Annotated in this window: 13 protein-coding genes; 6 read left to right on the plus strand and 7 right to left on the minus strand. The window is 73.5% G+C overall.

Going from position 1 to position 9,605, the window contains the following annotated elements:
- Together E2E34_RS26370 and E2E34_RS26375 are read right to left on the minus strand one after the other, a co-directional pair.
- On the minus strand, nucleotides 1-835 hold an 835-nt coding region (locus E2E34_RS26370; RefSeq protein ID WP_208765346.1), incomplete at its 3' end, for an AfsR/SARP family transcriptional regulator.
- Between the two features lie 4 nt (nucleotides 836-839).
- A complete protein-coding gene (locus E2E34_RS26375) occupies nucleotides 840-1,199 on the minus strand; it encodes a DUF6578 domain-containing protein (RefSeq protein ID WP_138904415.1) in 360 nt (119 codons plus the stop codon).
- 107 nt (nucleotides 1,200-1,306) lie between these two features.
- Here E2E34_RS26375 and E2E34_RS26380 point away from each other — a divergent pair, with 107 nt between their 5' ends.
- Complete coding sequence (locus tag E2E34_RS26380) at nucleotides 1,307-2,098, plus strand: site-2 protease family protein (RefSeq protein ID WP_138904416.1); 792 nt, start codon at nucleotides 1,307-1,309, stop codon at nucleotides 2,096-2,098.
- Here the strand turns inward: E2E34_RS26380 and E2E34_RS26385 are convergent.
- The gene (locus tag E2E34_RS26385; protein WP_138904417.1) at nucleotides 2,088-2,324 is read right to left on the minus strand and encodes a hypothetical protein; all 237 of its coding nucleotides are present in this window, start codon (nucleotides 2,322-2,324) and stop codon (nucleotides 2,088-2,090) included. The two genes, E2E34_RS26380 and E2E34_RS26385, sit on opposite strands and share 11 nt — an antisense overlap.
- Nucleotides 2,325-2,377: 53 nt before the next feature.
- A complete protein-coding gene (npdG, locus tag E2E34_RS26390; RefSeq protein ID WP_138904418.1) occupies nucleotides 2,378-3,100 on the minus strand; it encodes an NADPH-dependent F420 reductase in 723 nt (240 codons plus the stop codon).
- Nucleotides 3,101-3,193: 93 nt separating this feature from the next.
- Between npdG and E2E34_RS26395 the strand changes: the two genes are divergently transcribed.
- The gene (locus E2E34_RS26395; protein ID WP_138904419.1) at nucleotides 3,194-3,796 is read left to right on the plus strand and encodes a hypothetical protein; all 603 of its coding nucleotides are present in this window, start codon (nucleotides 3,194-3,196) and stop codon (nucleotides 3,794-3,796) included.
- Between the two features lie 104 nt (nucleotides 3,797-3,900).
- The gene (locus tag E2E34_RS26400) at nucleotides 3,901-5,190 is read left to right on the plus strand and encodes an MFS transporter (RefSeq protein WP_138904420.1); all 1,290 of its coding nucleotides are present in this window, start codon (nucleotides 3,901-3,903) and stop codon (nucleotides 5,188-5,190) included.
- Nucleotides 5,191-5,202: 12 nt separating this feature from the next.
- Here E2E34_RS26400 and E2E34_RS26405 read toward each other — a convergent pair whose 3' ends face one another.
- Nucleotides 5,203-5,445 carry a hypothetical protein gene (locus E2E34_RS26405; RefSeq protein WP_138904421.1) on the minus strand — a complete coding sequence of 81 codons (243 nt, stop codon included), beginning with the start codon at nucleotides 5,443-5,445 and terminating at the stop codon, nucleotides 5,203-5,205.
- 58 nt (nucleotides 5,446-5,503) lie between these two features.
- Between E2E34_RS26405 and map the strand changes: the two genes are divergently transcribed.
- Both map and E2E34_RS26415 read left to right on the plus strand, forming a co-directional pair.
- Complete coding sequence (gene map / locus E2E34_RS26410; RefSeq protein WP_138904422.1) at nucleotides 5,504-6,361, plus strand: type I methionyl aminopeptidase; 858 nt, start codon at nucleotides 5,504-5,506, stop codon at nucleotides 6,359-6,361.
- A gap of 150 nt (nucleotides 6,362-6,511) precedes the next feature.
- Complete coding sequence (locus E2E34_RS26415; RefSeq protein WP_138904423.1) at nucleotides 6,512-7,198, plus strand: biliverdin-producing heme oxygenase; 687 nt, start codon at nucleotides 6,512-6,514, stop codon at nucleotides 7,196-7,198.
- Here the strand turns inward: E2E34_RS26415 and E2E34_RS26420 are convergent.
- The gene (locus E2E34_RS26420) at nucleotides 7,188-7,865 is read right to left on the minus strand and encodes a PhzF family phenazine biosynthesis protein (protein WP_138904424.1); all 678 of its coding nucleotides are present in this window, start codon (nucleotides 7,863-7,865) and stop codon (nucleotides 7,188-7,190) included. The genes E2E34_RS26415 and E2E34_RS26420 overlap by 11 nt on opposite strands.
- Nucleotides 7,866-8,017: 152 nt before the next feature.
- Between E2E34_RS26420 and E2E34_RS26425 the strand changes: the two genes are divergently transcribed.
- Nucleotides 8,018-9,040 carry an SCO2278 family lipoprotein gene (locus tag E2E34_RS26425; RefSeq protein ID WP_138904425.1) on the plus strand — a complete coding sequence of 341 codons (1,023 nt, stop codon included), beginning with the start codon at nucleotides 8,018-8,020 and terminating at the stop codon, nucleotides 9,038-9,040.
- A gap of 22 nt (nucleotides 9,041-9,062) precedes the next feature.
- Here E2E34_RS26425 and E2E34_RS26430 read toward each other — a convergent pair.
- A partial coding sequence (locus E2E34_RS26430; RefSeq protein ID WP_138904426.1) for a bifunctional DNA primase/polymerase occupies nucleotides 9,063-9,605 on the minus strand: 543 nt, incomplete at its 5' end.

Consider the following 9,605-nt stretch of genomic DNA (forward strand, 5'->3'; position numbering starts at 1 on the left):
CGGCGTGGGGGTCGGCGTCGGTGGCGCGGCCGGGGGCGGTGGCGCGCCGGGGCGTCTCCTCGGGCGTCGTACCCGCGGCCGCGTGGGCCGGTTCGCGCCGGTCGCGTACGTCGGCAGGCGGGGCCAGTAGTTCCGCGTGCAGGGCGCGCAGTTCCGGGGAGGGGTCGGTGCCCAGGCGGGCCGCCAGGTCGCGGCGGATGGCGTCGTACTCCGCCAGCGCCTGCGCCGTACGCCCCGTGTCGCGCAGCGCCCGCAACCGCAGGCACTGCAGTTGCTCGTCGATGGGGTGGTCGTCGCAGAGGGCGGCGAGCTCCGGCAGGGCCTCCTCGGGCCGGCCCAGCGCGAGCAGGGCCCCCAGCCGGGCGCGGCGGGCCGCGAGGCGGCGGGTCTCCCAGTGGGCGGCCCGCGCCGTACGGTCGGGGAGCCCCGCCAGGGCCGGGCCGTGCCACAGCTCCAGCGCCTCGCCGAGCAGCTCCGCCGCCTTGCCCGGGTCGCCCGTGTCCAGGGCGCGCGTGCCTTCCCGGGCCAGGCGCTCGAAGCGGTACAGGTCCACCGCCTCCGGGTCGGCGCGGAGCCGGTAGCCGCCGTCGGCCGAGGCGATCGCGCCGTGCCCGAGGGCCCGGCGCAGGCGGCCGACCAGGGCCTGGAGCGCGCCGCTCGCGTCGGCGGGCGGCTCCCCGGCCCAGACCTCGTCGGTGAGGACACCGGTGGTGACCGTGCGTCCCGGCCGCAGGGCGAGCGCCGTCAGCAGGGCACGCAGCCGCGCTCCGCCGACGGCGACGGGCGTTCCGTCGTCGCGGAGTGCTTGGGTGGGGCCTAGGATGCGATAGCGCACGGATCTATTCTCCGGGACGTACGGACGCCGGCTCGCCGGGCGTCCGCGGGCCGGCCGGGAGGCCCGCCTCCTGGTTCAGGTGGCCGCGGCCGTCCCGGACCGGCCGCGTCCCGTCCCCGAACGGCCGGGGACACGTCGTGACCGGACGCGGCCACCGCTCCCCCGCCACCGGCTCGTACGAGCGCGACCCGGCGTGCGTCTCGGCGTACCCCCCGACGACGATCTGGACGGACCGGAGCGTGCCGAAGGCCCGATGCTCCGGCCGGTGCGGCGACAGCTCCCACCGCACCTCGTCACCCACCGGGAACGGTTCGCCGCGGCGTTCCGCCGGCCGGCCGTCGTACATGATTCGCCAGAGCGCCATGCAGGCAGCATCGCCGGAACCACCGGGGCCGCGCGAGGCGTTTTCACAGTCCCGCCGGGTAGGCAGTCCTGCTGTCCGGCCCGCTCCCACCCTCTGGAGGCCCGCTCATGACCACCGCCCCCACCCGTCGCGACCGGCGGATCAGTCCCGTCTTCCTCGGGATCGCCGCCGTCACGGCGGTCTCCGGCTGGGCGGTGTGGACGGAGTTCTCCGCGAGCACGGGTTTCGCCGTGTTCCTCTTCGTGACGTCCGCGTGGGTCGTCTCGCTGTGCCTGCACGAGTACGCGCACGCCCGTACCGCACTGCACGGCGGCGACATCTCCGTCGGCGCGCGGGGCTATCTGACCCTCAACCCCCTCAAGTACACCCACCCGTTGCTCAGCATCGTGCTGCCGGTGATCTTCGTGGTCATGGGCGGCATCGGTCTGCCGGGCGGCGCGGTCTACATCGAGCGGGGCCGCGTCCGGGGCCGCTGGAAGCACAGCCTCATCTCGGCGGCGGGTCCGCTGACGAACGTCCTGTTCGCGCTCGTGTGCACCGCGCCGTTCTGGCTGGGCGCCACGGACGGCGTTCCCGGCCCGTTCCTGTACGCGCTCGGCTTCCTCGCGCTGCTCCAGGTCACGGCAGCGATCTTGAACTTCCTGCCGGTGCCCGGTCTCGACGGGTACGGCGTGATCGAGCCCTGGCTCTCGTCCAAGGTCCGCCGCCAGGTCGAGCCGCTCGCGCCGTTCGGGCTGCTGCTGGTCTTCGCCCTGCTGTGGATTCCCGAGGTCGGGGGCGCCTTCTTCGACGCGGTCGACGCCGTGCTGCGGGGCCTGGGAGTGGACGACTGGCGGACGGGCCTGGAGTACTACCGGTTCTGGGACGGCGACCCGGACCCCGCGCGGGTCAGCCCGTGACGGAGGTCCCCCGGCCGGCCCTGGCCCTGCGCAGGTAGTACCAGGCCATGTTCGAGGCGACACCCGCCAGCAGGATCCAGACGATGCCGAGCCAGCTGCCCTGGACGAAGGACACCACCGCGGCGGCCACGGCGAGGAGGCAGACGAGGAGGGCGTACAGAGCGAGGCGGGGCATGGGGGGCGGCTCCTGTCCGGGGCGGAAAGCTTCCCGTCCAGTGTCCACCATGCCCCGACTTCAGCTGTACGCGGCTCCGGTGCGCCGTCGTACCAAGGCCGCCGCTACACGTCGGTGACGCGCAGGCCCGCGTGCGCCTTGTAGCGGCGGTTCACCGAGATCAGGTTGGCGACCAGGGACTCCACCTGGTGGGCGCCCCGCAGCCGGCCCGCGAACACGCCGCGCATGCCGGGAATCCGGGCGGCGAGGGCCTGAACGATGTCGGTGTCGGCGCGGGTCTCGCCCAGCACCATCACGTCGGTGTCGATCTCCTCGACCGTCCGGTCCTGGAGGAGCACGGCCGACAGGTGGTGGAACGCGGCGGTCACCCGGGAGTCCGGCAGCAGGGCGGCGGCCTGCTCGGCGGCGCTGCCCTCCTCCGGCTTCAGGGCGTACGCGCCCTTCTTGTCGAAGCCGAGCGGGTTCACGCAGTCGACGACGAGCTTGCCGCGCAGTTCCTCGCGCAGCGCTTCGAGGGTCTTGGCGTGGCCGTCCCACGGCACGGCGACGATAACGATGTCGCTGCGGCGCGCGCACTGGGCGTTGTCCGCGCCCTCCACGCCGTGGCCGAGCTCGTCGGCGGCGCTCCGTGCGCGCTCGGCGGCGCGCGAGCCGATGATCACCTTCTGGCCGGCCCTGGCCAGCCGGTACGCGAGCCCGCGCCCCTGGTCGCCCGTTCCTCCGAGCACGCCGACCACGAGGCCGGAGATGTCGGGGAGGTCCCAGGGGTCCTTGGCTGCGGGCTTCTGTGCGCCGGTGCTGGCGGCGCTGCTGTCAGTCGAAGTCATGGACCGACCCTACTTGCAGGTAGCACGCTCGTACGGGTGAGACGGAGGCATTCGCCCCCGGCCGGGCACTCGGCTCCGGCAGGATGCCGCCGCATGGATGCCGTGCGTGTCGCCCTGCTGCGTGAGGTCCTCGACGGGACGCAGTGGCTGCCGGCCGCCCGGCGGTTCGCCGGGGCGCTGCGGGCCTCCGTGGTGCCGCAGGGCGGCGGGCTGCTGCTGGTGGGGACCGAGGTGTACGAGCCGTGGCACCTCGCCGCGCACCTCGTCGACGAGGCGGCCTGGTCGGGGCTCCCGGAGCTGAACCCCACGCTCGTACGCCACCGGGTGGCGCCCGGGGAGCCGGCGCACCTGTCGGTGGGCCTCGGCCGGATCGAGGCGGCCGGCCGGGGCGAGACGCTGCTCGTCGTGGCGCCCCAGCGGCCGGGCGAGGGACTCCTGGAGCGGGTGCACGACGCGCGGCGGGCCGGCGCGACCGTGCTGTCGCTGGACGGCGGCGACCGGGAGATCCGGGGGCTGGCGCACGAGGCGCTGTCCGTGCCGGCCGGCGGAGAGGTGGATCTGGACACGGTGCAGCACCTGGTGAGCGCGGCGGCGGGCGAGAACAGCGTCCCGGCGCCACGGGGACGGCGGCGGCTGCGCGACCGCCTCTCCCACCTGGCCGACCAGCTGACGGCGCCGCCGCCGGGGCGGTGGTAGGCGGGGTGGGCCGCCCCCGGCTACCGGGCGGCGCGCGCCGGCAGCCCGCCTTCGGCCGGTAAATCGGTTGTCGGGGCGGCCGGTGTCGCGGACCATGGCCGGTCGTGACGTCCAAGCTCACGGCGATACTGCCGGACCTCGCCCCCTGGCGCAGCTCGCGCGACTTCCGCCTGCTGTTCGTGCAGGGGCTCGTCACCTACTTCGGCAGCTTCATGGCCATGATCGCGCTGCCGCTGCAGATCAAGCACCTCACCGACTCCCCGCTCGCGGTCGGCGCGATGGGCGCCGTCGAGCTGGTGCCGCTGGTCGTGTTCGGGCTGTACGGCGGCGCGCTGGCCGACTCCGCCGACCGGCGCAAGGTCATCGCGCTGACCGAGGCCGGCCTCGGGGTGCTGGCCGGGCTGCTGCTCGTCAACGCGCTGCTGCCCGAGCCGTTGCTGTGGCCGCTGTACGTGGTCGCGGCCGGCGTCTCCGCGCTCGCCGGCCTCCAGCGCCCCGCGCTGGACTCCCTGATGGCGCGCATCGTGCCGCACGACCAGCTCACCGCCGCCGCCGCGCTCAACTCGCTGCGCTGGCAGACCGGCGCCATCGCCGGCCCGGCGGTCGCGGGCGTGGTCGTGGCCTACGCCGGGCACGCGACGGCGTACGGCGTCACGGTCGTCGGGTTCGCGGTGTCCGTGGCGCTGTGCACGCGCCTCAAGGCCGCGCCGGCGTCCGAGAACGCCCCGAAGCCGTCGCTGCGCGGCATCGCGGAGGGCGCGCGCTACGCGTGGAGCCGGCCCGTGCTGCTGGGCACCTACGCCGTCGACCTGGCCGCGATGTTCTTCGCGTTCCCCAACGCGGTCTTCCCGTTCCTCGCGGACGACCTCGACGCCGAGTGGGCGCTCGGGCTGATGTACGCCGCCGGGTCCGTCGGGTCGGTGATCGTCGGCCTGACCAGCGGCTGGGCGTCGCGTGTGCGGCGGCACGGGCAGCTCGTCGTGTACGGCGCGGCCGGCTGGGGGCTGGCGATCGCCGCCGCCGGGTGGTTCAGCAGTGTGTGGGCCGTGCTGGTGTGCCTGGCGTTCGCGGGCGCGGGCGACATGCTCAGCGGGCTCGGGCGGTCGACCATCTGGAACCAGACGATCCCCGAGGAGCTGCGCGGCCGGCTCGCGGGCATCGAGGTGCTGTCGTACAGCGTCGGGCCGCAGCTCGGTCAGGTGCGGGCCGGGGCTCTGGCGGGCTGGTCCGGGACCCGGCCGGCGATCTGGAGCGGCGGACTGGCGTGCGTCGTCTCGGTCGGCCTGCTGTCCGCGGCGCTGCCGAAGCTCATGACGTACGACGCCGACACGGACGAGGACGCCCAGCGCCGCCGGGCCCGGCAGGGCGCGGCGGCGGCTGAACCGGTGGGGTGAGCCGGGGCCCGCTCAGGCGCCTTCCTCACCGGGCCGCGCGTCGTCCTTGCCCTTGTCGTGCCACTTGGGGTCCGTCTCCCATTCCAGGTTGCGCTCGGCCGCCGTCTCCATCGCGTGCTGCGCCTGCTGGCGGGTCGCGTAGGGGCCGAACCGGTCCTTGGCGGGGCACTCCGGTCCCTCTTCGACCTTCTTGTGTTCCAGGCAGTAGAACCATTCGCCCGGCTTTCCGGCGGTGCGCTTCTTGAACAGGGCCATCGTCGGCTCCTTCCTCTGTCGCCATGCTGCCCGATGGGGGCTGGATACACTCGCTTGCATGTCTGGCCAGTCGCTGCTCGTACCAGGGGAGCTTTCTCCCGCCCGTTCCGTTCCCGGCAACATCCGGCGTCCCGAGTACGTCGGGAAGCCGGCGCCGACGCCGTACACCGGCCCCGAGATCCAGGATTCCGACACCATCGAGCGGATGCGCGTCGCGGGCCGTATCGCCGCGCAGGCGATGGAGGAGGCCGCCAAGCACATCGCGCCCGGTGTCACCACGGACGAGCTGGACCGCGTCGCCCACGACTTCATGATCGACCACGGCGCCTATCCCTCTACCCTCGGATACCGCGGTTACCCGAAGTCGCTGTGCAGCTCCGTCAACGAGGTCATCTGTCACGGCATCCCGGACTCCACGGTGCTGCGGGACGGCGACATCGTGAACCTCGACGTCACGGCGTACATCAACGGCGTGCACGGCGACAACAACGCGACGTACCTGTGCGGCGACGTCGACGAGGAGTCGCGGCTGCTCGTGGAGCGCACCCGCGAGTCACTGGTGCGCGCCATCAAGGCGGTCAAGCCGGGGCGCCAGATCAACGTCATCGGGCGGGTGATCGAGTCGTACGCGAAGCGCTTCGGTTACGGCGTGGTGCGCGACTTCACGGGGCACGGCATCAACTCGTCGTTCCACTCGGGTCTGATCATCCCGCACTACGACAGCCCGCACGCCACGACGGTGATGCAGCCCGGCATGACCTTCACCATCGAGCCGATGCTGACGCTCGGCACCCACGAGTACGACATGTGGGAGGACGGGTGGACGGTCGTGACCAAGGACCGCAGGCGGACCGCGCAGTTCGAGCACACGCTCGTGGTCACGGAGACCGGCGCGGACATCCTCACGCTGCCGTGAACGGGACGAGGGAGTAGCGTTTTTACCGACAGGTCGTCGGGAACACATTGACTTAGGCAAACCTAAGCAGGGAGGATCGGCGGTGGCGGCTGCGCGTGCTGCCACCGCACGGCCTTCCTTCCCGTCCCCCTCGGTCCCCGGAGGTCCGCCTTGGACGCAACCGCCACAGCCGCCGGCTCCACTGACGCCGCGACTCCCTTCTCGACGCTGATCCGGGTCGCCTCGCACGAGCAGCACACCGAGGCGGAGACGTCCTCCTTCATGAGCGATCTGCTCGGCGGGAAGCTCCCTGTGGACGCGTACGCGCGCTACACGGAGCAGCTGTGGTTCGTGTACCGGGCGCTGGAGGAGGCAGCCCGACCGCTGGCGGACGATCCGGTCGCCGGCCCGTTCATCCGGCCGGAGCTGATGCGGACCGCCGAGCTGGAGCGCGACCTGGCGCATCTGCGCGGCGCGGACTGGCGCGCGGCGGCCCGGCCGCTGCCGGCGACGGAGGCGTACGCCGCACGCATCACCGCGTGCGCGCGCGACTGGCCGGCCGGTTACGTGGCGCACCACTACACGCGCTACCTCGGCGACCTGTCGGGCGGCCAGATCATCCGCGACAAGGCGGAGCGCACCTGGGGCTTCGCGCGCAAGGGCGACGGAGTGCGCTTCTACGTCTTCGAGGACATCGCCAACCCGGCCGCCTTCAAGCGCGGTTACCGGGAGCTGCTGGACCGGGTGAACGCCGACGACCTGGAGAAGCAGCGCATCGTCGACGAGTGCAAGCGCGCGTTCGACTTCAACGGGGCCCTCTTCCGGGAGCTGGGCGCGGAGTTCCCGCTCAGCGCCTGAGCCCGGCGGCCGGTCCGCGGGCGTACGACGCGAAGCGGACGCGGCCGCCGATCTCGATCGAGGCGTCGGGTCCCGGAGCCGTCAGGAGCTGGGACCCGGAGCCCTGCGTGATGTTCAGGGCCCGGCCCAACTCCGCGGTGAGCAGGAGCGCGGCGCCCCCGGTCGCCTCGTCCTCCGTACCGTCGTCGCACAGCGGGAACGCGCGGGCGCGCACCCGGCCCGCCGCCTCGTCCTCCCACGCCCACGCGTACAGCGGGCCGTCGGCGGGCGGCGGCGCGGGCAGCGCGTCGACCTCGGCCGCGCAGGCGTACCGCCGCAGGCGGCGCGGCGGGGCCCACTCGGCGTGCGCGGTGATCCAGGTGAACTCGCCGTCGTGGCGTGCCCACACCTCCCCGACGGGCGCGTTGACCACTTCCAGGTCGAGCAGCCAGGCTGCGCCGACCAGCGGGTGCCCGGCGAAGGGGACGCGCCGGCCGGGCGCGTGGATGTCGACGACGCCGCGCTCGGGGTCGTCGACGAACACGGTCTCGCTGAAGCCCAGTTCGGCGGCGAGGGCCTGGCGTGACGCCTCGTCGGGGTAGGCCCGCCCGTCGCGCACGACGCCGAGGGCGTTGCCGTGGCGTCCGTCCGGGCCGCAGAAGACGTGCAGGACGTCGAGTTCGTTCACCCCGGCATTGAAGCACCCGGATCCGCGCCCCCGGCGGGGCCGGCCTCGCCAGGTCACGGTGTGGCCGCTGTACCCGGTCCCCGCGCCCGTGCTTTTCCGGTCCCCGGTAGGGTTCCGGAAGTCGGTGGGGACGAAGACACAGAAGGCAGCGCATGAGCAGGAGCACGCTGAGGCGGCTGGTAACGGGTCTCGCGACGGCGACGGCGCTGTCGTTGACGGCGAGCGGGTGCGTGACGGTGCACGGCGAGCTGGAAGTGGTGCCGTCGGCGAGCGAGTCCGAGGCCGCGCGGGCCCTGAAGGACTTCACCGCGGCGTACAACAAGGCGGACAAGGCGTACGACCCGGCCCTCGACGCGGGCCGGGTCACCGGCGCGCTCGGCGCGATCAATCAGGCGGGCCTCAAGGCGCGCCAGACGCAGAGCCCGGACGGCAATCCGCGGCACGATCCGCTGGAGCTGACCGACGCCAAGTTCGCCATCCCCAAGAAGGCGGGCTGGCCGCGGTGGTTCGTCGCGGACACCGACAGCAACCGCGACAAGGACACCGGGCGGCTCGACACCCGCTGGATGCTGGTGTTCGTACGCGGCGGGGCCGACCAGCTGTGGGAGGTCTCGCACCTGTCGGTGCTCACGCCGAACGAGGTGCCCACGTTCAAGAAGGACGCGGACGGCTGGGCCGAGCCGGTGGCGCCGGACGCGCCCTCGCTCGTGGTGCCGCCGAAGGACCTGAGCGTGCAGTACGCGTCGTACATGCAGGACGGCAAGCCGGAGAACTTCGCACCGGGGCCGCACACCTCCGCCGTACGCCAGGCGCGCCAGAAGTCGGCGCGGCAGATCGGGCGCACGGTCCAGTACCGCGACCAGCCGCTGGACACCGGGACGTTCGCGCCGCTGGGGCTGGTCACGGCGGACGGCGGGGCGACGGTGTTCTTCGCGACCCGCCAGTTCGAGCAGCAGACCGTGGCCCAGGGGGTGCGGCTGGATCTCAACGCCGACGTACGGGCGCTGATGACCGGCACCGCGAGGACCAAGCTCACCAAGGAGCGGGTCTCCAGCCAGGTCGCGCAGGTGCCGGCGAAGGACGCGGCGGGCGGGTCGGCCGGCGCGGGCAAGGGCGCTCCGAAGGTGACCGTGCTCGCGCGCATTCAGGGGCTCACGGCCGCCCAGGGGTCGTGAGCCGCTCCGCCGTCCCGGCGGGTCAGCGGCCCAGCGGCCAGGCCACCGCGTGGTGGTCGTCCGGGTCGTCCTCGCCGACGTACCGCGCGCAGGCGTCGGTCAGCGTCTCCAGGAGGGTCAGCGGGTCGGGCAGCGGGTGTTCGAGGCCGCGCACCCAGCCGACCCCGTGGTCTCCGGGAAGCCGCGCCGGCGGTACGAGGACGTAGCTGCCCCGGCAGTGCCAGCGCAGCCCCGGATGCTCGTCCATGGTCTCGGGGTGGCAGTCGAGTTCGCAGGGCCACCACTCGTCCTCGTCGTCCGGGGTGCCGCGGGTGGCGGTGAAGAAGAGCAGGCGCGCGTCGTCGCCGTTGCTGGCGCCGAACTCGGCCACCGGGCCGACGTCGACCCCGGCTTCGAGCAGCCGCTCCAGCGCGTTGCGGCCGGCTTCGAGCGGTACGTCGAGCACGTCGTGGACCATGCCGGTGGCGGTGATGAAGTTCGCCTGGGGCTGGCCCTCGGCCCAGCGTCCGATCTGCGCGGCGTCGGTGGTCGACTGGGTCTGCCAGGCGAAGGACACGGGGTGGCG

Origin of the sequence: Streptomyces albidochromogenes (genome assembly GCF_005981925.1) — a bacterium.
Classification (GTDB): Bacteria; Actinomycetota; Actinomycetes; order Streptomycetales; family Streptomycetaceae; genus Streptomyces; species Streptomyces albidochromogenes.

Excerpts from the sequence above, each read along its gene's own strand:
- npdG (WP_138904418.1), bottom strand. The coding sequence starts at position 3,100 with ATGACTTCGACTGACAGCAGCGCCGCCAGCACCGGCGCACAGAAGCCC.
- E2E34_RS26405 (WP_138904421.1), bottom strand. The coding sequence starts at position 5,445 with ATGGCCCTGTTCAAGAAGCGCACCGCCGGAAAGCCGGGCGAATGGTTC.
- E2E34_RS26380 (WP_138904416.1), top strand. The coding sequence starts at position 1,307 with ATGACCACCGCCCCCACCCGTCGCGACCGGCGGATCAGTCCCGTCTTC.
- E2E34_RS26385 (WP_138904417.1), bottom strand. The coding sequence starts at position 2,324 with ATGGTGGACACTGGACGGGAAGCTTTCCGCCCCGGACAGGAGCCGCCC.
- map (WP_138904422.1), top strand. The coding sequence starts at position 5,504 with ATGTCTGGCCAGTCGCTGCTCGTACCAGGGGAGCTTTCTCCCGCCCGT.
- E2E34_RS26425 (WP_138904425.1), top strand. The coding sequence starts at position 8,018 with ATGAGCAGGAGCACGCTGAGGCGGCTGGTAACGGGTCTCGCGACGGCG.
- E2E34_RS26395 (WP_138904419.1), top strand. The coding sequence starts at position 3,194 with ATGGATGCCGTGCGTGTCGCCCTGCTGCGTGAGGTCCTCGACGGGACG.
- E2E34_RS26375 (WP_138904415.1), bottom strand. The coding sequence starts at position 1,199 with ATGGCGCTCTGGCGAATCATGTACGACGGCCGGCCGGCGGAACGCCGC.